The organism is Symbiobacterium thermophilum IAM 14863 (assembly GCF_000009905.1).
Classification (GTDB): Bacteria; Bacillota; Sulfobacillia; order Symbiobacteriales; family Symbiobacteriaceae; genus Symbiobacterium; species Symbiobacterium thermophilum.
The window spans coordinates 697,894-723,009 of record NC_006177.1 but is presented as its reverse complement, the minus strand read 5'-3'; the positions used below and the strand labels follow the sequence as shown (position 1 = coordinate 723,009).

The following is a 25,116-nucleotide window of genomic DNA, read 5'->3' as shown; positions in this document are numbered from 1 at the left end:
CGACGCAGTCCGTTTGCGTCCATGCAGTCCGTACATCGGTTCACCCCCACGCGCGTGGGGACGACGCATGTCCCCCCTGCCCGCCCGAAGCGGCTTTACGGTTCACCCCCACGCGCGTGGGGACGACCCGGTGGAGGCCATCCTGGAGGTGGCCCGCCTCGGTTCACCCCCACGCGCGTGGGGACGACTGCGGCCCGCCTAATATTGTCCCAGGCCACTTCGGTTCACCCCCACGCGCGTGGGGACGACGGGAGAGCACCCGCATCCGCGGTTCGTGCATCGCGGTTCACCCCCACGCGCGTGGGGACGACGTCCAGACGCTCCGGCGGTTGCGGCCGGTCGGGACGGTTCACCCCCACGCGCGTGGGGACGACGTGTCAACCGCTACATGAACCGCAGAACAAGCTGGTTCACCCCCACGCGCGTGGGGACGACACATCAGTGTTGGCAGAGACGATCTTGAACTCCGGTTCACCCCCACGCGCGTGGGGACGACTTCTTCGTTATAAGTCTGGGACATAGGATGAATCGGTTCACCCCCACGCGCGTGGGGACGACTTCGACGGCGGAACCATCGTTTGTACCCGCAACGGTTCACCCCCACGCGCGTGGGGACGACGCAACTCCTGTTTCCAAGACTGAAGCTTCCTCCGGTTCACCCCCACGCGCGTGGGGACGACAGATGCGGCGGAGTGGATGGGACTACTTCTCGCGGTTCACCCCCACGCGCGTGGGGACGACTTCGGGGGGTGGAACGCGCTGCTGGGGGTGCTCCGGTTCACCCCCACGCGCGTGGGGACGACGGCTTCGGCCGCAGGTGAGCCTCTAACTTCATACGGTTCACCCCCACGCGCGTGGGGACGACAGATGCGGCGGAGTGGATGGGACTACTTCTCGCGGTTCACCCCCACGCGCGTGGGGACGACTTCGGGGGGTGGAACGCGCTGCTGGGGGTGCTCCGGTTCACCCCCACGCGCGTGGGGACGACGGCTTCGGCCGCAGGTGAGCCTCTAACTTCATACGGTTCACCCCCACGCGCGTGGGGACGACGCTACGGAGTGACTCAGTGTCGTCAGAAGACGTCGGTTCACCCCCACGCGCGTGGGGACGACACTAACGAAACCCGCACGAGACAAGGCTCCTTTCGAGAAAACGGGGTTCTAGTATCGATTCAGCAAACTCGAAACAACCGCCAGATCAACCGAAATGCCCCGTCGACGGCAACTCACCCTGCTCCCATTTTCATCGATACCGCAACCAAGTCCAACTCTCCTTCCGCCAACGCCGGCGGCCACTTCCTCACCGGCGACGATGCCCTATCCAACCTCTACCGGCTCCATCCGCTCGACGAACCACACGCCATCAAAGACCCGCCGCCAGTCTGTGCGATGCTCCTGCCCGTGCTCCAGACCACTCATCACGAAAGGTTCATCCCCAGCGGCCGCCCTCAGGTCCACGAGGGCCTCCCGCCACCCCTGCCGGCGAAGCACGTCCTCCAGACTCCCAGGGCGGGCGGGGGCAAGCCGTTCCGCCGTGAAATCACCCCGCCAGGCGTTCGGCGAACACTCACCCCCATAGGCACCGTTGCGATGGCGTACACACCCCGCCCCACCACCGGCCAAGGCCGCGCCCAGGGGCCGGTCCCGCTACCGCTGGACCTGCCGCCCGTATTCCGGGGCCGCTCGCGCGATCGCCTCCGGATCCTTCACCGCATGGTAGTTGTGGGTCCGGACGATGACCCTCGCCCCCAGGTAACGCTCCCGGGCAGACCACAGCACGTTGCGCGTCATCGTCCGGTCCCGCACCTCCAACGCCCAGGCGTGGCGCGCCGCGCCGTCCAGGTTCCACAGCGCCTGTCGCCAGAAGGAGGCGTCCGGGCTCTCATCGGCCTCGGCCAGCCGGATCAGGTCCCACAGGAAGTCGAAGAACAACTGCCGGTCCAGGGCGCTCACCTTCTGCTCAGACTCCTGGTCGAGCATCTCCTGGAGAAGACCCCGGAACCGCGGGTACCGCTCCGTCTCCAGGAGCGCCCCGTCGAGCCGCCGGACGTATCCCTCCAGCTCAGCCAGAAGGTCCGCCTTTGCATACCGTCCTACGTGGCGCGGATCGATCCCGCCGACACGCCGAGGCCGGTGGGTGGCAAACAGCGTTCGGATCAGATTCCATAAAGGCTCCATCTGCCGGGCCCTGCACCAGAACGGTAGACGTCGGGCCTCACCCGCGCATCCACATCCGCCGATCCGGTCACCTCTCCCAGGTCCGGGTCAGGGAGAAGAAGCACGCCTCACAGAGGAGCACGTCGAAGCCGTGATGCCGGTGCATGTACTCGACCAGCCGGACCTTGGCAGCGAAGGCGTCGCCATCTCCGTGGTTCTGCTCGCCCAACAGGACGATCTGCGCGTCGCCGATGGCTTGCGCCACGGCCGCCATCGCCTCCTCGTCCACGACGGGAAACGCCTTGTTCAGCAGATCCTCTGCACCTGGAACCCTCCTCACCTCACCACCACCGACTGCTCCCCCACGATGCGCGCCAGCGCATTCACCAGCGACGGCGTCACCGTCACCCGCAGGTGCTCGTGCACCTCGATCCACTTGCCCTCCGGCTCCATCTTGATCCGCACCCGGGTCGGCCCCGGATGGGCCCGGAGGACCTGCTCCACCCGGCGCATCATGGGCGAGTTCTCATCCCGCGCCGGCACCCGCAGGTACACGAACTGCGGTTGCGGACCCAACGGGGTCTCCCGCGCGGCCTCGGCAGCGGTCGCCCGGGCTGGCCCCGGCGCCGGCTCCGACGCCGGTGGCGGGCCCGGCTGCCGGGCAGAAGCAGGTGCGGCCTGCTTCCCCCGTGCAGCCGCGGGCTCCGGTGCCGCGCCAGGTCCCCGCACGGTGGCGTGCGGGTCACTGCCCATATCGCCGGACATTCGCCCCGGGCCAGGCTCCAGCCCGCGGGGCTGCGCCGCGCCAACCTCTATCCGCTCCGGCGGCTCCGGCCGCCGGGGCTTTTCGTCGTCCCGGAGCAGGCTCACCTCGTCCGCCAGCAGCTTCACCTCGTCCTCCTGCACCTGCAGGCGGCCCCGGACCAGCAGCGGCTGCTCCTCCCGCAGCACCCGGGCGCAGGCCTGGAGCACCCGCGGGAAGACCACCACCTCCACCTGGCCGGTCTGGTCCTCCAGCGTCAGGAAGGCCATGTTGGCGCCGGACCGGGTGGTCACCTGCTTCAGCCCGGCCACCATGCCGCCCACCGCCACCCGGGCGCCGTCCCGCTGCTCCGGCAAGGCCGCCACCGGCAGGCAGCCGTGGGCCGCGAGCGCCGCCTGGTACTGCCGGAGGGGATGGCCCGACACGTAGAACCCCAGGACCTCCTTCTCCATCGCCAGCAGCCGCTGGGGCGGGAACTCGGGAATGTCCGGCAGCGGCTCCTCGCCGGCCGTGCCCGGCCCTGCCACCCCCAGGTCGAAGAGGGAGATCTGCCCCGCCTGCCGGTGCCGCTGCAGCTTCTGGGCGTCATCCAGGATCTTGTCCAGCGCCTCCAGCATCTGCGATCGGCGGGCCGGCCGGCCGCCGGGGGGCGCCACCCGGTCGAAGGCCCCGGCCATGATCAGCGACTCCAGCGCCCGCCGGTTGAGCGGCCGCAGGTCCACCCGCTCGCACAGGTCCCGGAGGCTGGTGAAGGGGCCCCCCTCCTCCCGGGCGGCGACGATGGCGTCGACGGCGTTCCAGCCGATGTTCTTCACCGCCCCGAGGCCGAACCGGATCGTCCTGCCGTCGGGCACGAACCGGGCGAAGGAGGTGTTCACGTCCGGCGGCAGCACCTGAATCCCCAGCCGCCGGCACTCTTCGATGTAGAGCGCCAGCTTCGCCTCCTGGCCCATCACCGAGTTCATCAGGGCGGCCATGAAGGCCACCGGATGGTGCCGCTTCAGGTAGGCGGTCTGGTAGGCGACCTTGGCGTATGGCGTCGCGTGGCACTTGTTGAAGCCGTAGTTGGCGAAGCGGATCATCTGGTCGTACAGCGCCGTCGCCACCTCGTGGCTGTAGCCCCGCTGCTCCAGGGCCTCCATGAACAGGCGGCCGTACTTCTCCATGTCCTCCCGCTTCTTCTTGGCGATGGCCCGGCGCAAGAGGTCGGCCTGGCCGAGGGAGAGGCCCGCCAGCAGGTGGGCGATCTGGATGATCTGCTCCTGGTAGACCATCACGCCGTAGGTCTCGCTCAGGATCGGCTCCAGGTCCGGGTGCAGGTACTTGACCCCCGCCGGGTTCTGCTTGCCGGCGATGTAGTCCGGGATGTGCTCCATCGGCCCCGGCCGGCAGAGCGAGATGGTGGCGATGATGTCCTCAAACCGGGTGGGTTTCATCTGCCGCAGCACATCGGCCACCCAGCCCGCCTCGATCTGGAAGAGCCCCAGCGTCTCGCCCCGGGCGATCATCGCGTAGGTCTCGGGATCGTCCATCGGGATCCGCTCGATGTCGAAGTCGGGCTGGTACTGGCGCACGAACTTCACGGCGTGGTCGATCACCGTGAGCGTCCGCAGGCCCAGGAAGTCCATCTTCAGGAGGCCGATCTCCTTCAGCTGGTCCATGTCGAACTGGGTGACGATGGAGTCGTCGCCCATCTTGTAGAGCGGTACGTGCTCCACCAGCGGATCGGCCGTGATCACCACCCCGGCGGCGTGGACCGAAGGGTTGCGGGGCATCCCCTCCACGGCCCGGGCGGTGTCGATGAGCGTCCGGATCTCCTCCCGCTCCTCATACAGGGTGCGGAGCTCCTCGGTCTTCTCCAGGGCGGCGTCCAGCGACTGGCCCCAGGGCAGGAGCTTGGCAACCCGGTCCACCTCGCCGTAGCTCATGCCGAGGGCCCGGCCCACGTCCCGCACCGCCGCCCGGGCCGCCATGGTGTTGAAGGTGATCACCTGGGCGACGCACTCCGCCCCGTACTTGTTGTGGACGTATTCGATGACCTCGCCTCGCCGCTCGTAGCAAAAGTCGATGTCGAAGTCGGGCATGTCCACCCGCTCCGGGTTCAGGAACCGCTCGAACAGCAGGCCGTACCGCAAGGGGTCGACGTCGGTGATGCCCAGCACGTACGCCACCAGCGAGGACGCGCCAGACCCCCGCCCGGGCCCCACGGGGATGCCGCGCGAGCGGGCGAACTCGACGAAGTCCCAGACGATCAGGAAGTAGCCGGCGAAGCCCATGCTGATGATCACGTTCAGCTCGTGCTCCAGCCGCTCCATCGCGCCCTCGGGCGGCCGGCCGCCATAGCGGGGGCCGATGCGCTCGTAGCAGAGCTTGCGCAGGTAGCCGGGCGCGTCGTAACCGGGGGGCAGGGCGTAGTGGGGCAGGTGGATCTGGCCCAGCGGCAGCTCCACGTTGCACCGCTCAGCAATCGCCAGGCTGTTCTCCAGCGCCCCGGGGACGTGCCCGAACCGCCAGTACATCTCCTCGGCGGACTTCACGTACAGCTCGCTGGTACCCATGCGCATGCGGTTCGGGTCGTCGATGGTCTTGTTGGTGCCGATGCAGATGAGCACATCCTGGGTCCGGGCGTCCTGCGGGCGCAGGTAGTGTGCGTCGTTGGTAGCCACCACCGGCAGCCCCTGCTCCAGCAGGAAGCGGTTCAGCCCCTGCTGCTCGGGCAGGCCCAGGTCCTGCAGCTCCAGGAAGTAGTGGTCGGGCCCGAAGATCTCCCGGTAGCGGCCGATAGCCCTTCTCGCCTCCTCGGGCTGGCCCGCCAGGAACTTCTGGGCCACCTCGCCCGCGAGGCACCCCGAAAGGACGATCAGCCCCTCCCGGTAGGTGTTCAGCAGCTCCAGGTCGACCCGTGGCTTGTAGTAGAATCCCTCGGTATAGCCGGCGGAGACCAGCTTCACCAGGTTCTTATAACCAGTGTAGTTCTCGGCCAGGACGGTGAGGTGGTACGGCTTTTCGCCGCCGCTCTTCACGTGGCGGGAGCCGGGGGCGACGTAGAGCTCGCAGCCGATGATCGGCTTCACCCCGTGGTTGCGCATCGCCTTGTAGAATGGAAGCACTCCGAAGAGCACCCCGTGGTCGGTCATGGCCATCGCCCGCATGCCCAGCTCGGCGGCGCGCCGGGCCAGGGGCTCGATGCGGTTGGCCCCGTCCAGCAGCGAGTACTCGGTGTGCAGGTGCAGGTGCACAAACTCCGGGCGGCCCATCTCTCCGTCACCTCGCTCGTGGGGCTGTGATCCTCCCCTCTCCCCCACCGAAATGGATTCGTCGCACGCCCCCACCGAACCTGCATTCGTCCCTCGTTTGGCCTGCGTCGCAGCGGGGTAGAATCCAGGAAAGGGACGGCCCCCGCAGCCCGAGCTGCAGGGGGCCGGGGGCGGGGCTGTGGACCTGCTGCCTAGTTCCATGGCGGAGAGCGCTCTCCGCTACAGAATAGCGGAGATGGCGTACAGCTAGACGCCACCTCCTTTCAGCGAGGCGCCCCGCCCTCTTGCCCACCTTACCATAAAACACCATATCCGGCAATATGATGATCCCCGCGCCGCTCACGGGCTGCGGGGTTCCGTTTCCCGGGGGCGCACCCATTCCCCGGGGCCATCACCCGCTGGCGCTCACAGCATCTCCAGGGGCACCTTCCGGGTGGGCGAAGGGAACGCGCGGTCCAGCTCCGCCAGGTCTTCCGCGGTGAGCTCCAGGTCGAGCGCCGCCCGGTTCTCCCGCACGTGCTCCGGCCGGCCTGCCTTGGGGATCACCATGACGTCCTTCTGCCGCAGCAGCCACGCCAGGGCCACCTGGGCCGGCGTGGCGCCGTGGCGCGCCGCCACCCGCCGCAGGACCGTGTTCTCCAGGATCCGCCCCTGCTCGATCGGCGAGTACGCCATGATGGGGATGCGCCGCTCCCGGCACCAGGGCAGCAGGTCGTACTCGATGCCCCGCCGGGACAGGTTGTAGAGCACCTGATTGGTCGCCACGGCGGCGCCGCCCGGGAGCCCCGTCAGTTCCTCCATGTCGTCGGTGTCGAAGTTGCTGACGCCCCAGTACCGGATCTTGCCTGCCCGGACCAGCTCCGCAAACGCCTCCAGCGTCTCGGCCAGGGGATGCCTCCCCCGCCAGTGGAGCAGGTACAGGTCGATCCGGTCCGTGCGGAGCCGGCGCAGCGACCGCTCGCAGGCCTCGATGGTGCCGCGCCGGGAGGCGTTGCCGGGCAGCACCTTGCTCACCAGGAAGACCTCGTCCCGTCGGCCGGCGATGGCCTCCGCCACCACCTCCTCCGCGCCGCCGTCGGCGTACATCTCGGCGGTGTCAATGAGCGTCATGCCCAGGTCGAGGCCCAGGCGCAGGGCCTCGGCCTCCTCTCGCCGGGACCGGCGGCTCTCGCCCATCGTCCACGTCCCCTGGCCGAGGACCGGCACCCGCTCGCCCGACGGCAGGCTGAGCGTGGGGATGGGCTGCAAAGGATCGCGCAGCGTCATGGGGCACCTCCTTGCCGCAAGGTTGCTCTCCCTCATTTTACCACAAGGCGCCCGGCGAAAGGGCGCAGCCGCCGCGGCCAGACGCCCCCCGCGGCGATGCGGCCCGGCGGCGGGGTACCCCTCCGGCAGCCAGCGCCCCCGGCGGGAGGCGCCCCCGGGCAGGAGGCGCCCCGGCGCCGGACGAATGTATGCCTACCACGCTACGAATGCGAGGCATGCGGATGATCACGGTTCACGGCAGTTTCGTCCCCTCCGGCGCGTCCGGCTTCTTCTTCCTGTGGGGCCTGGACGGCGTGGCCGCCCGGGATGCCGCTCCTCCCGGCCGGCGCCGCCGCGGGGTTCCGCGCCACCCATGCGCAACCGAGCCGGAAGCGCTCTACCCCGCCCTGAGAGGATTGCCCTACCTGAACACCCTGTCCCTGGTCCAGTGGCAGCCCGGACCGGACGGCGTCAGCCCGGCCCGGGTCCCGGGGATCGCCCTGTCCGTGCCCAACGCCGTGCAGTGGCTGTTGGATCTGCCCGACCACTTCCGCGGCACGCCCCTCCGGCCGGGGCACAGCCTGCAGCTCTGGTGCGTCGCATCCAAGCTGCTTCTGGAGTTCCTGGGGCGGGGCCTGATGCTGCCGGTGCTGCAGGCCGAGGCCGGGGTGCTGAGCGCGGGCTGGGCGCTCCACCTGACCGACGCCGACGACGTCCGCCGCCTGACCCGGCTGGCCGCTGGATTGCCGGAGGCCTGCCGCGCCCTTGTGCCCCCCGACCGAACCCCCAACACCTACCCCCTGCCGGTCGCCGACGGCCTGGTCCACCAGTTCATGCGTACGGCGGCCGCCGGCGTGATCCGGCTCCTCCTGGAGGAAGAGCCCCTGCCCGAGGCCCAGTCGCTACAGGATACCGCCCTGCGCCACTGGCTGGCGGCGCTGACCGGGGCGGAGGCCCGGGACCTGCCGCCGGGCCTGCCCGGCGCGCAGGAGCTGTACGCCGCCCTGGACCGCTGGAGCGCCCCCGCCACCGGCGTGCTGAGCCACGCCAGTCTGCGGACGGGGGTCCGCCTCCACCTGCCCGGCCCCGAGACCGACGGCGAGTGGGAGCTGGAGCTCACGCTCCATGCGCCGGACGAGGGTGCGCTGCCCGTCACCGCCGATGCGGTCTGGGCCAGCCTGGGCGCCGAGGTGGAGATCGGCGGGCAGCGGTACCAGGGCGCCGAGCAGCGGCTGCTGGCCGACCTGCCGGCCATGGCCCGCCTCTTCCCGCCACTGGCGCCGCTGCTCCGGGACCCCGCGCCCAGCCGCATGCGCATTCCGGCGGACGACGTGCTGGCCCTGATCCAGGAAGGGGCCATGCTGCTCCAGCAGGCCGGCCACCCCGTGCTGCTGCCGGCCGCCCTTGCGAAGCCCGCCGCCCTCCGGGTCGGAATGCGCCTCAGCCCCGCCGGGGGCAGCCCCTCCATGTTCGGGCTGCACCAGATCGTGAACGTGCGCTGGGACGTGGCCCTGGGCGGCACCCCGCTCACGCTGGACGAGCTGCGCCACCTGGCGCGGCAGAAGCGGCCCCTGGTACAGATGCAGGGCCGGTGGGTGCGGGTGGACGAACGCACCCTGGCTGCGGTCCTCCGCCGGATCGAGCAGCACGGCGGGCAGATGGAGCTGGGCACGGCGCTGCGCCTGGCACCCGAGGCGGACGAGGCCACCGCGACCGGCTGGATCGCCGAGCTGCTGGAGCGGCTGCAGGAGCCAGCCCGGATGGAGCCGGTGCCGACCCCCGGGGGCTTCGCCGGCACCCTGCGGCCGTACCAGCAGCGGGGCCTCGCCTGGCTGGCGTTCCTGCGCCGCTGGGGCCTGGGCGCGTGCCTCGCCGACGACATGGGGCTGGGCAAGACCGTGCAGCTCATCGCCCTTCTCCTGCACGAGCGGGAGGCCGGGTGGGCCGCGGGCCCGACCCTGCTGGTCTGCCCCGTCTCGGTCCTGGGCAACTGGTGCCGGGAGCTGGCCCGCTTCGCCCCGGGCCTGCGGGTCCTGGTGCACCATGGCCCCGGGAGGCTGGGCGAGCCGGACTTCGCCCGGCAGGCCGGGGCCCACGACGTGGTGCTGACCACGTACTCCCTGCTGGCCCGGGATGCCGCGCTGCTGGGCCAGGTGACCTGGAACGGGATCGTCGCCGACGAGGCGCAGAACCTGAAAAACCCCGACACACAGCACGCCCGGGCGCTGCGAAGCCTTTCCGGCGGCTACCGCATCGCCCTCACCGGTACGCCCGTCGAAAACCACCTGGGCGACCTGTGGTCGCTCTTCCAGTTCCTCAACCCGGGGCTGCTGGGCAGCCGCGAGGAGTTCGAGCGGCGCTACGCCGTGCCGATCCAGCGGTACCAGGACGAGGAGGCTGCGGCCCGGCTCCGCCGGCAGGTGGGTCCCTTCATCCTGCGCCGGCAGAAGAACGACCCCGCCATCGCGCCGGACCTGCCCGACAAGCTGGAGAACACCGAGCTGGTGACCCTCTCGGTGGAACAGGCGGCGCTGTACGAGGCCATCGTGCAGGAGACGCTGGAGCGGGCCGCGCAGGCCGACGGCATCCAGCGGCAGGCGGCGGTCCTGGCAGGCCTCACGCGGCTGAAGCAGGTGTGCAACCATCCCGCAGCCGCCACCGGCGACGGCCCCCTGGTGGGGCGGAGCGGCAAGATCGACCGGCTGGTGCAACTGCTGCAGGAGGTGCTGGCGGCGGGCGAGCAGGCCCTGCTCTTCACCCAGTTCGCCCGCTTCGGCGGGCGGCTGCAGGCCTACCTGGCGGAGACGCTGGGCTGCGAGGTGCTCTTCCTGCACGGCGGCACGCCCCAGCCCGAGCGGGACCGGCTCGTCGCCCGGTTCCAGGCCGGCGAGGCGCCCCTCTTCATCCTCTCGCTGAAAGCCGGCGGCCTTGGCCTCAACCTCACCGCCGCGACCCACGTCTTTCACGTGGACCGGTGGTGGAATCCGGCGGTGGAGGATCAGGCCACAGACCGGGCCTACCGCATCGGCCAGACGCGCAGGGTGCTGGTGCACCGGCTGATCACCGCCGGCACGCTGGAGGAGCGCATCGACCGGCTGCTGGCCGAGAAGCGTGCCCTGGCGGGCCAGGTGATCATCAGCGGCGAGTCGTGGCTCGGCCAGCTCTCCACCGAGGAGCTGCGGGCCCTGATCGCCCTGGACCGGGAGGTGTAGGCGATGGCGGAGTGGCTGAGCGAGCGCTGGCTGGCCTACGTCGAGGAGGAGCGGCTCCTGCTGCCGATGACCCCGGGCCAGCGGAAGAGCGCCGGGCGGGGCGACGCCCGGCTGACCTTTGCGCGGGGCGAGATCGCCGCCGAGGTGAGCGTGGGCTCGTCGGGGGCCATCGCCGTCGCCACGCTGCGGTTTCAGCCCTTCGGGGCGCGGGACTGGCGGCGCGTGGAGTCGGCCATCGCGGGGGACGCCGAGGCGGCCCGCAGGCTGCTGAGCGGCACCGTGGGCCCCGAACTGGAACAGGTCTGCAACCAGGCCGGCCTGAGCCTCTTCCCATCCGGGCGCGGCCGGATGCCCCGGTGCACGTGCGGTCAGCCCATCACCTGCCGGCATGTGCGGGTGCTGGTCGTGCGGGCGGCCGCGGCCTTCGGCGCCAACCCCTTCCTCTGGCTGCAGGTGCTGGGGCGGGAGCGGGAGGAGCTGCTGGCCGGGGTGCGGGCGCAGCTGGCCAACCGGGCGGAGCCCGGCGGCGGCGGTCCGGCGCGCCGGTCGGGGGCCGGCGCCGGGGCGGCTCCCGTGGGCCCCATGCTCGATCCCCGGCGCTTCCTGGCGACGGACACCGACCCGGCCGGCATCCCCGTGCGGCCGGAGGAGGCAGCGGTGCCCGACGCCCTCCTGCGGGTGCTGGGTCCCCTGCCCCTGGCGCCGGAGCTCAACCGCACCCGCCGGTACGCGATCGCCGAGGTGACCCGCTGGGGCCGCACGTTCCGGGTGCACCAGCCGGTGGAGGAAACCGCCGAGCAGGTGCTGACCCGCTTCTACCAGACCGTCAGCGCGGGCGCCGCCCGGCTGGCCCGGGGCGAGCGCTCCCCCGCGTACCGGGACGAGCCGCTGCCCGGCACGCGCGTCCCCCCGCGCAGCCGGGTCGCCGGTGAGATCGCGGCGCTGGTGGACGAGCGCGGGACCTGCGTGTCGATGGACGAGCTGACGCGCGCATGCCCCACGGCCGCCGCCCTGCCCCCCGAAGCCGCCGTCCAGGCGGTGCGGGGCGCGGCCGAGCGGCTGCCCGCAGGCTACGTGGTCCTGGCCGACCGCTACGTGGGCCGCCGCGACCAGATCGTGGCGGGCGCCGCGTTCCGCCACGTGGTGACGTGGCCCGAGTGGCAGGCCGGCCGGCTCAGCACCGAGGGGGAGTGGTTCCTGGCCCTCACGCTGCTGGGGGCATGGCCGCCGGTCACGGCGGAGATGAACGGGCGCGCGGTGGCGCTGCAGCAGTGGGTGAGGGAGAACCCGTCCGACCCCGACCCCTTCGTCGCCTGGTTGAAGCCCGAGGTCGGCGACGAGCTGACCTTCGCCGTGGTGGAGCCCGAGCCGCTGCGCCTGCGCGTGACGCTGCGCCGCCGGGCGGAGCGGGACCTGCTGGAGCCGCTGCCCATCGACCAGGCTGCCGCCCGGCTCCTCGCGATGTGGATCGCGGGGAACCCGTACGAAGGCATCGCGGAACCGACCGCAGTCCAGCTGCTCCTGGCCGAGGGGTTCTACCGCCCGGGCCGCGTTCCCGACCCGGTCTGGCTCCTGCCCATGCCCGCCGTGGGCGAGCCCGTCCGCTGGGGCTGGGACCGGCGGCTGGTCTCCTCGTACTGGGGCCGGTCGTCGCTGATCCCCGGGGGCCAGGTCCCCGGCTGGCGCGAGGGGCACCGCATCACGGCGGGCCTCGGTGACTACCTGGCCGGGCTGCCGCTTCCAGAGCGGCGCGCCGCCTCGGTCTTTGCGGAGGCGTGGGCGGAGCGCTGGCCCGGCAACCCGCTGGACCCCGACCGGCCGCCGCCCTACGGCGCCTTCCTCCACTTCCTCCTCAACCGCGCGCCCGTGATCGCGCGGCAGCTGAACCTCGCGGCCGAGGAGGCGCTCCGGGCCCTGCAGCTCGGCTTCCGGTACCTGGTTCGCGCCGAACCGGCGATGGCCGGCGCGTACGAACCGTTCATCCGGGCCTGCGAGGCGGCGGAGCCGTTCCGGCACCGGCTCGCCACCCTGCCTGCGCTGCGCACGCCGGAGTTCCAAGCCTGGGAGATGGAGGGCTTCCGCTGGCTGGGGCCGGCGCTGAGCCTGGAGTAGTTGAAACAACGCGCCAGGGACCAGGGTGTGCTGCACCCTGGTCCCTCTTGCCGCTCGCCGGACCGAGTTCGTGTCGAACCGAAGATTCCCGGCCCCTCCGGCAGGCGGCCGCCCTCTGTCCGGGGAACATCCGCACAGAGGGAGCCGCCGGGCACCCTCGTCCAGGCATGCAAGCGGTGGCGCTGGAGGCGCCGCCGGAGCTGGACGGGCCGATCACCGCGGTGAAATAGGCGTCCGCGGCGTGGCCCTCACCCCACCCGCAGCGCCCAGCGGCGGGTCAGGCCGTGCATGTCGTGGAACGCCTTTCCCTCGCCGATCCCCGCGAGCGCCGCCTGGTGGTGTTCCGGCGGCCAGGTGGCGCCGGCGATCACCGTCACCCCCGTGCCGGCGAAGGCCTCGGGGTAGAGCGGGGTGCTCGGACCGATGACCACGATGTCCCGGGCCCTCCGGCACCAGGGCAGGACCGCCTCCAGCGTGCCGTTGGTCACCGCGGACCCGGTGACGAAAACCACGTCGCACAGCGGCAGCAGCTCGGGCTGCTGCTCCTCCGGGCTGATGCCCGGCTCGCCGTCCAGCGACCGGTCGAAGACGATGATCCGGTTCACCCGGCCCTCGATCCGCCGGTGGATGGAGCGGATGAACCCGATGAGCCCGACGGTGTCGGCGGGTCGCACGGGCACGGTGGTCAGGGCATCGGGGTCCTCCAGGCAGTGGCCCGGCTCCGGCCGGGCCACCGCGTTGGCCGCCGCCATGCCCAGGGCCCGCGCCACCAGGTCCTCCTGCTTCAGCCCCGCCGCCAGCTCCACGGCCGGCATGCCGACGTACCGCGCCGGATCCGGGAAAACCGGCTCCGGCGTCTGCCGCTCCCCGGGCAGGGCATACGCCGCCCCGAACTCCCCGCTGTCCAGCAGCACGCCGACCAGATGGCTCCCGATCCGCACATCCTGCACCCGCTTGCCGCAGAGGCGCGGCGCCGCGGCCTCGTACAGACGTTCCAGCAGCGTCATCCCAGTTCCCTCCTACTCCACCCGCAGCGTCACGCTCGTGCGGCCCTTCAGGTGCTTGAAGTGCGCCCCGGCGGCGACCTGCTCCAGGGCCGCATCGGGGTCTGCCACCTGCCAGCGGAAGCCCGCCAGCACCGTCACCCCGGAGCCCAGGAACGCCTCGGGGTAGAGCGGCGTGCTGGGGCCGATCAGCACCACTTCCCGCGCCCGTGTGCAGTACGTGAGCAGCCGCTCCAGGGTGCGGTTGATCAGCGCCGAGCCGGTGATAAACACCAGGTCGCACCGGGGCAGGAGCTCGGGCTGCAGGGACTCGGGGTACACATCCTCCCCGTCCTCCTGCGACCGGTCGAAGATGATCGTCCGCGCCGCCTCCGCCTGCACCCGCCGCACCACCGAGCCCACGTAGCCGACGAACCCGACGGTGTCGGTGGGCCGGGCAGGAACCGCGGCCGCGGCATCGGGATCCACCAGGCACCGGGCCGGGTCGGGGTCGGCCGCGGCGTTACAGATGGCCACGCCCAGCGCCCGGCGGAAGGCGCTCTCCCCCAGGAGGCAGCGCCGGGCGACCTCCAGGGCCGGCTGACCCGGGACCGCCTCCAGCCCTGCCCCAGGGTCCGCGCAGGTCCGCAGCCCCGCCGGCGCCGCATCGTCCAGCAGCCCCCGGGCCCGCTCGCCCGGCAGGTGATAGCCCGCGCCGAACCGGCCGTCGTCCAGGACCACCCCGACGATCCTGGCCCCGGCGCGCGCCGCCCGGATCCGGTGGCCCCTGAGGGCCGGCGCAGCCGCTTCCAGCACCCGTTCCAGCAGCATCTCGTCCTACCTCGCCTCCGTCACGATGAGGCGCCGGCCGTCGGGCAGGCGCACCACGTCGATGGGCATCTGGTACAGGGTCTGCAGGTTCTCGGGCGTCATCACCTCCGCCGCGGGCCCTGCCTGGAACACCCGCCCCTCCCGCAGCAGGATGACCCGGTCGGCGAACGCCAGCGCCAGATTCGGGTCGTGCATGGCCACCAGCACCCCCACGCCCCGCTCCCGGGCGATGCGCCGCACGATCGACAGGATGGCGTGCTGGTTGGTGAAGTCCAGGTGGGACGTGGGCTCGTCCATCAGCAGGTACGGGGTCTCCTGCGTGAGGGCCCGGGCGATGAGCACCAGCTGCCGCTCGCCGCCGCTGATCTGCATGTAGTCCCGGTCCGCCAGGTGGGCGATGCCCACCGCCTCCATGGCGGCTCGGGCCGCCGCGCGGTCGGACCTGCCCGGCCGGGCCACCGGGCCCAGATGGGGGTTGCGCCCCATCACCACCAGCTCTTCGACGCCGTAGGGAAAGACCCCTTGGTGTTCCTGCGGCACGAACGCGACCCGCCTGGCCACGGCCGCCCGGGGGCTGCGCAGTACGTCCATGCCGTCGATCCGGATGGAGCCGTCGTGCGGCCTCAGGATCCCGTTCACCAGCCGGATCAGCGTGGTCTTGCCGGACCCGTTGCGGCCCAGCAGGCAGGTGATGGCCCCCTCGGGCACGGTGAAGCTGACGCCGCGGATGACCTCGCCCCCCCGGTAGCCGAAGCGGACCGATTCTGCTGTGATCGCCATCGCCTACCGCCACGCCTCCCTTCTGCCGGAGATCAGCAGGTAGCCGAAAAACGGCGCCCCCACGGCCGAGGTGAGGATGCCCACCGGAATCTCCGCGGTGGTGAGCGACCGGGCCAGGTCGTCCATCAGCAGCATGAAGCCCGCGCCGAAGAGCATGGCCACCGGCATCGACCGGTCGTGATCCGCCCCGGCCAGCATGCGGGCGATGTGCGGCACCACCAGGCCGACCCAGGAGATCGTGCCCGTGACGCTCACCGCGCCGGCCACCATCAGGGTGGCGGCGGCGATGAGCAGCGGGCGCAGCACCCGGACGTTCACACCCAGGGAGAGCGCCTCCTCGTCGCCCAGCGAGAGGATGTTCAGTTTCCACGAGGTGAGCAGCAGCAGGACCGCGCCGGGAAGCACCGTGAGCAGCAGGCTGCCCACGGCGGGCCAGGAGGCGCGGTAGAAGCCGCCCATCAGCCAGAAGACGATCGTGGGCAGCTGCTCGTAGGGGTCAGCCACGTACTTCAGGAACGAGAGCGCCGCGCTGAAGAACGCCGAGACCACCATGCCGGCCAGCACCAGCATCACCACCGACTGGCCCCGGCTGGCCTGGGCGATGCCGTAGGTCAGGGCCACCGCCGCGACGCCGCAGGCGAAGGCCCAGAGCTGGATCGAGCCGCCCGCGGGCAGGAGGATGCCGATGGCCGCGCCCAGGGCCGCGCCGGACGAGACCCCCAGCACATCGGGCGAGACCAGCGGGTTGCGGAACATGCCCTGAAACAGGGTGCCCGCCCCGGACAGGGCGACCCCCGTGAGCGCCGCCAGGAGGATGCGCGGAAGGCGGATGTAGAAGAGCACCCGCGCCGCCTCCGTCGCCGTCGCCGGGTCAAAACGGCCGGTGACGATCTGCCCCAGGATCCGAACCACCTCGCCCGGGGGGATCGGGTAGCGGCCCATGCCGAACGAGAGCAGGATCACCAGGCCGGTGAACAGCCCGGACAGGAGGAGGGCCCGCCACCTGGGGGCGGGCCGTGGATTCCGGCTAGTCATCCAGCGTACCACCGAGCTCGGTGAAGCTCTTGCCGAAGAAGGTCTCGTGGAACGTGTCGACCTCCTCCAGCAGGTTCACGTCCGCCATCCGCTCGGGATACAGCTTGGTGGCCAGCCACAGCATGCCCAGGATCGAGCGGGGCTCCGGGTAATCCCACGGATCCATGCTGGAGGGGAACATGTACACCCGGCCGTCCCGGACCGCCTTCACGGTCTGCAGCTGCGGGTTGCTCAGGATGTCCTCCACGGTGCAGTCGCAGTACTGCACGGCGACGATGACGTCGGGGTTCCAGGCGACCACCTGCTCGGCCGACACCTCGGAGAAGCCGCCCTCCAGTTCGGCGCCCACGTTGATGCCGCCTGCGGACTCGATGATGAAGTGCTGGTACATGGTCCCGGGCACCGTGGAGAAGACGCCGCTGGAGCCCACCATGTACACCCGGAGCTTCTCCGCCTCGGGGATCGCGCCGACCTTCTCCTTCAGCATCGCCAGGGTGTCGTCGTAGTACTGGATCATCTTCTGCGCCTGCTCCCGGGTCCCCAGGATCTCACCGATCAGGCTCACGGCCTCCTTCATCTGGTCGAGGCTCTCCGGGATCAGGACGAACGCCGGGATGCCCTGGGTCTCCAGCTGCTGGATGACCGGCTCGGTGTCGGACCCGGACCAGATGAAGACCACGTCGGGCTTCACGGCCACGATCTGCTCGACGTTAAGCCCCTTCTTGTTGCCCACCCCGGGCAGGTCGAGGATGCCGGGGAAGACGGCGGTCAGAAACTCGGACTTCTGCGAAGAACTGTCCACGCCGACGATCTTGTCCCGACCGCCGGCCGAGATCACCAGCAAGGTGCCCGGACGCCACGTGGTGACGACCCGGTTCACCTCGGCCGGCAGCGTCACCGTGCGCCCCGCCTGGTCGACGAAGGTGCGGGGGGTGGGCTGCGCGGGCTCCTGCGCCGGCTCGGGCGCGGCGGACGTCTCCTCCTGCTGCTGCGGCTCCGCGGACGGAGCGGCGGGCTGGGGCGTCTGGCCGGACGGGCCGGCGGACTGCGCCCCGCCGCAGGCGCTGAGCAGCGGAACCAGGACCATCACCAGCACCAGGAGCGGCGCCGCGATGCGGGCCTTGCGAACACGCGAGAACATTTTCCGTCTCCTCCTATCTCCGTTATGCACAATCGAACATAACGAATCTCACCCCCAGCTAACCAGAAGCCCCAAAACGTGTCAAGATCCAGCAGGGATCATTTCCAGGTTGTGAGAAACCTCCCCTTGGGGTGATTGACGGAATGCATCGCCTGGCGCCGCAACATCGGCTCTTCGCGCTGCTGCTGGCGATCGGCCTGACCCCCATCGTCCTGCTGCCCGCCCTGGGCCTGGCGCCCCGGTGGCTGTTCTGGGCGGCGCCCCCGCTGGCCCTCCTCCTCTACCTCCTGTCCCGGCAGTTCACCCGACCGGTAAGCGAGGTCATGGCGCTGGCCCGCCGGCTGCGGGAAGGCGACCTCCGCGCCCGGGCGGTGCTGCCGCCGGGAACGGACTGGTTCATGCTGGCCCGCACGATGACCGACCTGGCCGAGCAGCTGGAAGCGGTCACGCGGAACCTGGAGGAACAGGTCGCCGTGCGCACCGCCGCGCTCGCCCGGAAGGCCGACCAGCTCCGGGCCGTGGGCCAGGTGGGACAGCAGGTGGCGGCCGTGCTGGACCCGGACGTGCTGCTCCACTTCGTGACCCGCGTCATGCGAGGCACCTTCGGCTACGACGTGGCCGCCGTGCTGCTGCAGCACGGGGACTACCTGGTGCTCGCCGCCTGCGCGGCCCGCGGCCGGGAGGAGGTCCCGCTGGGGCGGGCGTTTCCCCTGACCGGGCCCACCCCCTCCCCGCTGGCCCGGGCCCTGGCAGCCGGCGAACCGGGAGGGGAACGGGCGGAGGGCGAACATCCGGAAAGCGGGCCGCCCACTCCCCTGCTGCCGGACACGGCGCCCCGGGCCGAGCTGGCCATCCCCATCCGGGTGGCCGACCGGACCCTGGGCCTGATGGTGGTCCAGAGCTTCGACCCGCGGCCCTTCGACGAGGAGGACCGCTTCACCGTCCAGACCATCGCCGGCCAGGTGGCGGTCGCCCTGGAGAACGCGCGCCTGCTGGAGGCGGAGCGGCGGCTGCGGCGCCTGGCGGTGACCGAGGAGCGGAACCGCATGGCCCGGGAGATCCACGACACCCTGGCGCAGGGGTTCATGGGCATCCTCATGCAGCTCCGGGCGATGGAGGCCGCGGCCGACCCCGAGACCGCCCGCTTCCACCGGGAGGTGGCGGCCGCCCTGGCCCAGGAGTCGCTCCAGGAAGCGCGGCGGTCAGTCTGGAAGCTCAGGCCCCACCCGCTGGAGGACCGGGGGCTGGCGGAGGCCCTCGCGGCCGAGGTGGCGGCCCTGGAAGGGCAGTTCGGCCTGATCGGGCGGTTCCACATGGACGGCGACGCCGCGGCGCTGGAGCCGCCGGTGGAGGTCGCCCTGCTGCGCATCGCGCAGGAGGCGATTCACAACGCCGTGAAGTACGCCCGCGCCACCCGGCTCGACGTCGGCCTGACCATCCGCGATGGCATGGCCGTGCTGACCGTGGCCGACGACGGCGTCGGCTTCGACCCGGCCAGCCCGCCGAAGCCCGCGGCCGGCGGGGGCTACGGCCTGGGGATGATGGCCGACCGGGCGCGCCAGGTGGGCGGCGGCCTGGAGGTAGACGCCCGCCCGGGCGGCGGCTGCCGCATCGTGGCCCGAGTTCCCTTGCGAAAGGAGAGGTGAGATGGCCGTCAGAGTGGTGGTGGTCGACGACCACCGCGTCGTGCGGGCCGGTTTGGTCGCCCTGCTCCGCCAGGCGCCGGGCCTCGAGGTGGTGGGCGAGGCCGGCAACGGGCAGGAGGCCCTGGACGTGGTGGAGGCCACGAAGCCCGACGTGGTGCTGATGGACATGCAGATGCCGGTGATGAACGGCGTGGAAGCCACCCGGCAGATCCGGGCCAGGTTCCCGGACGTCGAGGTGCTGGTGCTCACCACCTACGACGACGACGAGCTCATATGGGGCGGCATCCAGGCCGGGGCGAAGGGCTATCTGCTGAAGGACGCCCCGCCGCAGCAGCTCCTGGAGGGGATCGAGACCGTGGCACGGGGTCAGTCCCTGCTGTCGCCGGAGATCGCCGCCAAGCTGGTGCAGGTGATCAGCCAGGGGGGGCCCGCCCGGCAGGAAGGCGCGGAGGGGCTGACCGAACGGGAGACCGAAATCCTGCGGCTTATCGCCTCGGGCGCCGCCAACAAGGAGATCGCCGCGGCGCTCTTCATCAGCGAGAACACGGTGAAGACGCACATCTCCAACCTGTTTCAGAAACTCGGAGCCCGCGACCGCACGGAGGCGGTCACGAAGGCGCTGGCGCGGGGCTGGCTCCGACTTTAGGGAAGGCCGCATCGCCCAAACGGGTGATGCGGCCCTTCGCCTGACTGGAGCCATGCAAAACGCCCACCCCGGCGATGGTGAAGAAGTCCACGGCTTCGGTATGATTTCGGTACGGAAGGGGGAGGAGCGCATGGCAGCATCGTTGACCGAAGCGGAGGTGCGGAGTGCCAGAGCAGCCGCACCCGCCGTGCTGATCGAGGCCAGGGGGCTGGTGAAGCGCTACGGCGACAAGCTGGCCGTCGACGGGTTCAGCCTGCAGGTCCGCTCCGGCGAGATCGTCGGCCTGCTGGGGCCCAACGGCGCCGGCAAGACCACCGCCGTCGAGATGATGGAGGGGCTGCGCCGCCCCGACGCCGGACAGAGCTTCATCTGCGGCCTCGACGTGCACCGGCAGGGCCGCGCGCTCAGGCCCCGCATCGGGATTGCGCTGCAGGCGGCCCGTTTGCCGGAGTACGCCACCGTGCTGGAAATCCTCACGCTCTACGCCAGCTTCTATGAGGACCCGATGCCCGTGGGGGACCTGCTGCGGCAGTTCAGCCTGGAGGAGAAGGCCCGCACCCGGTTCTCGCACCTCTCCGGGGGCCAGCGGCAGCGGCTGGCCCTGGCCGTGGCCCTCATCGGACGGCCGAAGGTGCTCTTCCTGGACGAGCCGACCACGGGCCTGGACCCGCAGGCGCGCCACGCCCTCTGGGACGTGATCCTCGACCTGAAAGAGGAAGGGCGCGCCATCCTCCTGACCACCCACTACATGGAGGAGGCCGAGCGGCTCTGCGACCGGGTGGCGGTGATGGACCACGGGCGCATCCTGGCCGAGGGGACGCCCCGGGAGCTCACCAGGGCATACGGGCCCGAGGCCGCCGTGGAGCTGGACCCGGGCGGCGCCCGGGTGGACCTGGCCGAACTGGCCCGGCTGTCCGCGGTGACCGGCGTGCGCTCGGAGGACGGGCGGGTGCTGCTGCACACCGCCAACCCTCCGGCCACCCTGATGGCCCTGGCCCGCTACGCCCAGGAGCGCAGCCTGCCGCTCTCCGACCTGCGAACCCGCTCCGCGACGATGGATGACGTGTTCATGGCCCTCACGGGAAGGAGGCTGCGTGACTGATGCGGATGGCCAACCAGCTCTGGCAGGTGCTGATGCTGAACGTCCGGCAGCAGATGCGCAACAAGAGCGCGTTCTTCTTCAACCTCATCATGCCCGTCCTGATGCTGCTCTTCTTCGGGGCCACCAACGCCGGTTCCGACACCGTCACCGCCGTGACGGTGGGCCTGGTGGACCGGGACGGCGGCCCCGTGGCCCAGCTCATCCGGACAGGCCTGCAAGAGTCGGGCTACTTCGAGGTGGAAGCCGGCGAGGAGGCGGAGCTGATCAGGCGGCTGGACGCCGGGAAGGTCCGGGCCGTGCTGGTCCTGCCGGCGGGGCTGAGCGAGCAGGTGGCCGTCGGCTCCGGCCCCGCGGAGGTCATCGTCCACTGGGACCCGACCTCTACCGCATCCGCCGCCGCGCAGGGCGGGTTGCAGTACCTGATCCAGGGCCTGGAGACCTTCCAGAAGGAGCCATCCATCGCCGTGCGCGACCAGCGGCTGGATTCCACCGAGCAGCTGGGACTCTTCGACTTTATGATGCCGGGCCTCCTGGTCTACATGACCCTGAACGCCGGGGTGCTGGCCATCGGCACCGCCGTCTCCTACCAGCAGCGGGCGGGAACCCTGCGCCATATGTTCAGCACGCCGCTGACCATGGGCGCCTGGCTGGTGGGCACCGTGCTGGGCAACCACCTCCTCGCCATCCTGCAGCTCTCCGTGATCTGGTGCGTCGGAATCGCCTTCTTCAAGATCCAGTTGCCCAACAACCTGCCCGGCACCGTGGCCATTCTGCTGCTCAGCAGCACGGCCGGCATCGGCATCGGCCTGGCCATCGCAGCCTTCGCCCGAAGCGGCGAGACAGCCATGCCCATCGCGATCATCGCCTCCATGGGGCTCACCTTCCTGGGCAACGCGATGATGCCCCTGGACCACGCGCCGGAGATCGTCCAGACCGTGATGCGCTTCATGCCCAGCTACTACATGACCCACGCGCTCCAGCAGGTAACGATGAAGGGCCAGCCGCTTGCCGCCGTGCTCCCTGACCTGGGGGTGCTGGCCCTCACGGCCACGATCGGCCTCGGGTTGGCGGCCTGGCGGCTGCGCCGAACCGTGGTGACGGCGGCCTGACGGTCCGCCCGTACGAGCAAGAACCGGCTCCCCTGCGCGGGAGCCGGTTCGCGCGTGTTCAGTTGGTTCCGGGCAGAATGTGCACGCTGACCGGGAGTCAGGGTGCACTTTCTGCCCCGAACTTCAAGGGAAACTGGTGGAATGACGGAGGGGCGCCCCTGCCACACCCGCAGTCGATGCGATGACGGCCCAGTTGCGGGCAGAATGTGCACACCGCCCGGGAGTCAGGGTGCACTTTCTGCCCCGAACTTCACGGGAAACTGGTGGAATGACGGAGGGGCGCCCCTGCCGCACCCTCAGTCGACGCGATGACGGACCAGTTGCGGGCATAATGTGCATGCTGCCCTGGATGCCAAGTGCATTTTCTGCCCCGAACTCCCCGGAAAGCGGTGAAATCACGGAGGGGCTGCCCCTGCACTTACCCGGCGGCACGGCCGCGGGCCAAGTCGTCGAAGCATGAAGGGCTCCCGCATGTGGGAGCCCCTTTCCGCGTCCACAGATCCCTACAGCTTCTCCGACACCGCCTGCGCCTGGGTGAAGAGCAGCAGGTAGTCGGGGCCGCCGGCCTTGGAATCGGTGCCGCTCATGTTGAACCCGCCGAAGGGGTGGACGCCGACGATCGCGCCGGTGGACTTGCGGTTGAAGTAGAGGTTCCCGACCCGGAACCGGCGGCGGGCCTGCTCCAGGTTCTCCCGGCTCCGGGAGTACACGGACCCGGTCAGCCCGTACGGGGTGTTGTTGGCGATGCGCAGGGCGTCGTCGAAGTCCCTCGCCTTGATGAACGCCAGCACCGGCCCGAAGATCTCCTCCTGGGCGATGCGGGCGGTCGGGGCCACGTCCGCGAAGATGGTCGGCTCCACGTAATAGCCCCCGGGCAGGGCGTTTCCGCCCAGCACCAAGCGGCCCTCGGCCTTGCCGATCTCGATATACTCCAGGATCTTCTTCTGGAACCGTTCCGCCGCCACGGGGCCGACGTCGGTGTCCTTCTCAGTGGCCGGCCCCACCTTCAGCGCCCGGGTCCTGGCCACCACCTTCTCCAGCACCTGGTCGTACACGTCGGCGGTCACCACCGCCCGGGAGCAGGCCGAGCACTTCTGGCCGCTGAAGCCGAAGGCGGAGGTCACGATGCCGGCGGCCGCCTCGTCCAGGTCAGCGGTGCCGTCGACGATGATGGCGTCCTTGCCGCCCATCTCCGCGATCACCCGCCGGAGGAAGACCTGCCCGGGCTGCACCTTCGCGGCCAGCTCGTAGATGTGGCAGCCGACCTGGCGCGAGCCGGTGAAGTTGATGAAGCGGACCTCCTTGTGGGTCGTGAGGTAATCGCCCATCTCCACCGGGTCGGCGTACAGCAGGTTGGCCACGCCCGCCGGCAGCCCGGCCTCCTCCAGGATCTCAAAGAGCTTGGCCGCGATCACCGGCGCCTCGGTGGAGGGCTTCACCACCACGGTGTTGCCCGTGACGATGGCCGCCGCGGTCATCCCGGTCAGGATCGCCAGCGGGAAGTTGAACGGGCTGTGGACCACCCCCACCCCCAGCGGCCGGTAGTAGAGGTGGTTCTCCTCACCGGGATAGGGAGTGAGCGGCTGCGGCGCGGCCAGCTTCAGCATCTGCCGGCCGTAGTACTCCAGGAAGTCGATGGCCTCGGCGGTATCGGCATCGGCCTCGGCCCAGTTCTTGCCCACCTCGTGGCACATCCAGGCCGACAGCTCGTGCCGGCGGCGGCGCATGATCGCCGCGGCCTTGAACAGGATCCGGGCCCGGACATCGGCGGGCGTATCGGCCCAGGCCGGGAAGGCCGCCAGGGCCGCCTGCACGGCCGCCTCGGCCTCGGCGACGCCGCCCCGGGCTGCGTAGCCCACCACCTGGTCGGGCTGCGACGGGTTGACGGACACGATGCTCTCGCCGGACTCCACGCGCCGGCCGGCGATGATCATGGGATAGCGCTTCCCCAACTGCGTCTTCACCGCGGCCAGGGCCTGCTCGAAGGCGGCCGTGACCGCCGGGTTGCGGAAGTCGCTCAGGGGCTCAGGGCGATAGGGAGGAATCAAGGACCGCACCTCCTAGGGCTTCATCAGGTTGGCCAGGACGAACCAGACGTTCGCCGGCCGCTCCGCCAGGCGGCGGACGAAGTACGGGTACCAGTCGGAGCCGAAGGGCACGTACACCCGTGTGCGGTAGCCCGCGCGGGCCAGCTCCCGCTGCCGCTCCGGCCGGATGCCGTAGAGCATCTGGAACTCGAACTGATCGCGGGGGATCCCCTTCTCCTTCACGAAGGACTCGGTGAAGGCGATGATGGCGTCGTCGTGGGTCGCCACCGCGGTGTAGCAGCCGGCGGACAGGTGCTGGGCGATGAGCCGCCGGAAGGCGGCGTCCACGTCGGCCTTCTTCGGGTACGCCACGCTCGGGGGCTCCAGGTAGGCGCCCTTCACCAGCCGCACGTTCATCCCCAGCCTGGCCAGCTCCTCCAGGTCCTTGGGGCTGCGGTACAGGTACGCCTGGATCACAGTGCCCACGTTGCGCTCGCGGGCGTAGAGCCGCCGCACGATGTCCAGGGTCACGTCGGTCACGTCGCTGGACTCCATGTCGATGCGGATGAAGATCCCCGCCTGCCGGGCGATGTCCTGCAGGTAGACCATGTTCTCCATCGCCGCCTCGGGATCGACCGCGAGGCCCAGCTGGGTCAGCTTCACCGAGAGGTTCGCATCCAGCTTCTCCCGTCCGATGGCCTCCAGGATGCCGGCGCACCCCTCGGCCATCGCCCGGGCGCCGTCGCGGTCGGTCACGCCCTCGCCCAGCAGGTCCAGCGTCACCGCCAGCCCCTCGTCGTTCAGCCTCCGGGTCACCGCCACCGCGTCCTGCAGGGTCACGCCCGCCACGAACCGGCCGGCGCCGATCTTCAGCCCGTGCCGGGTCATGACCCGGGTCACGAACCGGTTGCCCGCCAGGGAAAGGATCGCCTTGCGCGCAAGCGACGACACGTCCGTCTGCCCCCCTCCACAAGATCCTCCACACGTTGCGACAACGGGTAACCCACAGTGTAGCAACGACCGTGCCAACCCGGGGCTGGCCTGCGCCGCTCTGCAAAGCGCCCGGCACCG

Annotated in this window: 17 protein-coding genes and 1 CRISPR repeat array (1 of these 18 only partly in view); of the genes, 6 read left to right on the top strand and 11 right to left on the bottom strand. The window is 70.9% G+C overall.

The window, feature by feature from the left end; all coding sequences use genetic code 11:
* Positions 1 to 1,112: a CRISPR direct-repeat array (repeat unit 29 nt; unit sequence CGGTTCACCCCCACGCGCGTGGGGACGAC) (it extends 637 nt beyond the left edge of the window).
* Between the two features lie 534 nt (positions 1,113 to 1,646).
* From STH_RS03400 to STH_RS03385, 4 genes are all read right to left on the bottom strand, one after another.
* Entirely contained in the window at positions 1,647 to 2,177 is a 531-nt protein-coding gene (locus tag STH_RS03400; protein ID WP_011194794.1) for a hypothetical protein, read from the bottom strand.
* Between the two features lie 67 nt (positions 2,178 to 2,244).
* Positions 2,245 to 2,496 carry a hypothetical protein gene (locus tag STH_RS03395; protein WP_011194793.1) on the bottom strand — a complete coding sequence of 84 codons (252 nt, stop codon included), beginning with the start codon at positions 2,494 to 2,496 and terminating at the stop codon, positions 2,245 to 2,247.
* Positions 2,493 to 6,176, bottom strand: coding sequence for a DNA polymerase III subunit alpha (locus STH_RS03390; protein WP_043713228.1), 3,684 nt, complete (start codon positions 6,174 to 6,176; stop codon positions 2,493 to 2,495). Before STH_RS03390 ends, STH_RS03395 begins: the two co-directional genes overlap by 4 nt.
* A 405-nt stretch (positions 6,177 to 6,581) precedes the next feature.
* Positions 6,582 to 7,442: an aldo/keto reductase gene (locus STH_RS03385; protein ID WP_043713226.1), complete on the bottom strand. Its 861-nt coding sequence runs from the start codon at positions 7,440 to 7,442 to the stop codon at positions 6,582 to 6,584.
* A 221-nt stretch (positions 7,443 to 7,663) separates the two neighbouring features.
* Here STH_RS03385 and STH_RS03380 point away from each other — a divergent pair, with 221 nt between their 5' ends.
* Together STH_RS03380 and STH_RS16865 are read left to right on the top strand one after the other, a co-directional pair.
* Positions 7,664 to 10,633, top strand: a complete 2,970-nt coding sequence (locus tag STH_RS03380) for a DEAD/DEAH box helicase (RefSeq protein WP_011194790.1) — start codon at positions 7,664 to 7,666, stop codon at positions 10,631 to 10,633.
* A 3-nt stretch (positions 10,634 to 10,636) separates the two neighbouring features.
* On the top strand, positions 10,637 to 12,745 hold the full coding sequence (locus STH_RS16865) for a hypothetical protein (protein WP_011194789.1): 2,109 nt from the start codon (positions 10,637 to 10,639) through the stop codon (positions 12,743 to 12,745).
* 248 nt (positions 12,746 to 12,993) lie between these two features.
* Here the strand turns inward: STH_RS16865 and STH_RS03370 are convergent, their stop codons facing one another.
* Genes STH_RS03370 through STH_RS03350 form a run of 5 tightly spaced genes read right to left on the bottom strand, consistent with a single transcriptional unit; the run spans position 12,994 to position 17,515 of the window.
* Positions 12,994 to 13,752 carry a DUF364 domain-containing protein gene (locus STH_RS03370; RefSeq protein WP_011194788.1) on the bottom strand — a complete coding sequence of 253 codons (759 nt, stop codon included), beginning with the start codon at positions 13,750 to 13,752 and terminating at the stop codon, positions 12,994 to 12,996.
* A 12-nt stretch (positions 13,753 to 13,764) separates the two neighbouring features.
* Entirely contained in the window at positions 13,765 to 14,559 is a 795-nt protein-coding gene (locus STH_RS16860; protein WP_050742088.1) for a DUF364 domain-containing protein, read from the bottom strand.
* Between the two features lie 6 nt (positions 14,560 to 14,565).
* Positions 14,566 to 15,339, bottom strand: coding sequence for an ABC transporter ATP-binding protein (locus tag STH_RS03360; protein WP_011194786.1), 774 nt, complete (start codon positions 15,337 to 15,339; stop codon positions 14,566 to 14,568).
* 3 nt (positions 15,340 to 15,342) lie between these two features.
* The gene (locus tag STH_RS03355; RefSeq protein WP_011194785.1) at positions 15,343 to 16,374 is read right to left on the bottom strand and encodes a FecCD family ABC transporter permease; all 1,032 of its coding nucleotides are present in this window, start codon (positions 16,372 to 16,374) and stop codon (positions 15,343 to 15,345) included.
* Complete coding sequence (locus STH_RS03350) at positions 16,367 to 17,515, bottom strand: ABC transporter substrate-binding protein (RefSeq protein ID WP_050742087.1); 1,149 nt, start codon at positions 17,513 to 17,515, stop codon at positions 16,367 to 16,369. Before STH_RS03350 ends, STH_RS03355 begins: the two co-directional genes overlap by 8 nt.
* Positions 17,516 to 17,658: 143 nt before the next feature.
* Here STH_RS03350 and STH_RS16855 point away from each other — a divergent pair, with 143 nt between their 5' ends.
* The 4 genes from STH_RS16855 to STH_RS03330 all read left to right on the top strand — a co-directional run bounded on the left by STH_RS16855 (position 17,659) and on the right by STH_RS03330 (position 22,018).
* Entirely contained in the window at positions 17,659 to 19,161 is a 1,503-nt protein-coding gene (locus tag STH_RS16855) for a GAF domain-containing sensor histidine kinase (protein ID WP_011194783.1), read from the top strand.
* A 1-nt stretch (position 19,162) separates the two neighbouring features.
* Positions 19,163 to 19,807: a response regulator gene (locus tag STH_RS03340; RefSeq protein ID WP_011194782.1), complete on the top strand. Its 645-nt coding sequence runs from the start codon at positions 19,163 to 19,165 to the stop codon at positions 19,805 to 19,807.
* Between the two features lie 130 nt (positions 19,808 to 19,937).
* Positions 19,938 to 20,909, top strand: a complete 972-nt coding sequence (locus STH_RS03335; protein ID WP_050742086.1) for an ABC transporter ATP-binding protein — start codon at positions 19,938 to 19,940, stop codon at positions 20,907 to 20,909.
* Complete coding sequence (locus STH_RS03330) at positions 20,909 to 22,018, top strand: ABC transporter permease (RefSeq protein WP_043713224.1); 1,110 nt, start codon at positions 20,909 to 20,911, stop codon at positions 22,016 to 22,018. The genes STH_RS03335 and STH_RS03330 overlap by 1 nt, the downstream gene beginning before the upstream one ends.
* Before the next feature lie 503 nt (positions 22,019 to 22,521).
* Here STH_RS03330 and pruA read toward each other — a convergent pair.
* Positions 22,522 to 24,066 (bottom strand): L-glutamate gamma-semialdehyde dehydrogenase, encoded by a 1,545-nt coding sequence (pruA, locus tag STH_RS03325; RefSeq protein WP_011194779.1) that lies wholly within the window; start codon positions 24,064 to 24,066, stop codon positions 22,522 to 22,524.
* 12 nt (positions 24,067 to 24,078) lie between these two features.
* Positions 24,079 to 24,996: a proline dehydrogenase family protein gene (locus tag STH_RS03320; RefSeq protein ID WP_011194778.1), complete on the bottom strand. Its 918-nt coding sequence runs from the start codon at positions 24,994 to 24,996 to the stop codon at positions 24,079 to 24,081.
* Positions 24,997 to 25,116: the final 120 nt, after the last annotated feature.

Excerpts from the sequence above, each read along its gene's own strand:
- STH_RS03400 (WP_011194794.1), bottom strand. The coding sequence starts at position 2,177 with ATGGAGCCTTTATGGAATCTGATCCGAACGCTGTTTGCCACCCACCGG.
- STH_RS03390 (WP_043713228.1), bottom strand. The coding sequence starts at position 6,176 with ATGGGCCGCCCGGAGTTTGTGCACCTGCACCTGCACACCGAGTACTCG.
- STH_RS03385 (WP_043713226.1), bottom strand. The coding sequence starts at position 7,442 with ATGACGCTGCGCGATCCTTTGCAGCCCATCCCCACGCTCAGCCTGCCG.
- STH_RS03380 (WP_011194790.1), top strand. The coding sequence starts at position 7,664 with ATGATCACGGTTCACGGCAGTTTCGTCCCCTCCGGCGCGTCCGGCTTC.
- STH_RS16865 (WP_011194789.1), top strand. The coding sequence starts at position 10,637 with ATGGCGGAGTGGCTGAGCGAGCGCTGGCTGGCCTACGTCGAGGAGGAG.
- STH_RS03370 (WP_011194788.1), bottom strand. The coding sequence starts at position 13,752 with ATGACGCTGCTGGAACGTCTGTACGAGGCCGCGGCGCCGCGCCTCTGC.
- STH_RS16860 (WP_050742088.1), bottom strand. The coding sequence starts at position 14,559 with ATGCTGCTGGAACGGGTGCTGGAAGCGGCTGCGCCGGCCCTCAGGGGC.
- STH_RS03360 (WP_011194786.1), bottom strand. The coding sequence starts at position 15,339 with ATGGCGATCACAGCAGAATCGGTCCGCTTCGGCTACCGGGGGGGCGAG.
- STH_RS03355 (WP_011194785.1), bottom strand. The coding sequence starts at position 16,374 with ATGACTAGCCGGAATCCACGGCCCGCCCCCAGGTGGCGGGCCCTCCTC.
- STH_RS03350 (WP_050742087.1), bottom strand. The coding sequence starts at position 17,515 with ATGTTCTCGCGTGTTCGCAAGGCCCGCATCGCGGCGCCGCTCCTGGTG.
- STH_RS16855 (WP_011194783.1), top strand. The coding sequence starts at position 17,659 with ATGCATCGCCTGGCGCCGCAACATCGGCTCTTCGCGCTGCTGCTGGCG.
- STH_RS03340 (WP_011194782.1), top strand. The coding sequence starts at position 19,163 with ATGGCCGTCAGAGTGGTGGTGGTCGACGACCACCGCGTCGTGCGGGCC.
- STH_RS03335 (WP_050742086.1), top strand. The coding sequence starts at position 19,938 with ATGGCAGCATCGTTGACCGAAGCGGAGGTGCGGAGTGCCAGAGCAGCC.
- STH_RS03330 (WP_043713224.1), top strand. The coding sequence starts at position 20,909 with ATGCGGATGGCCAACCAGCTCTGGCAGGTGCTGATGCTGAACGTCCGG.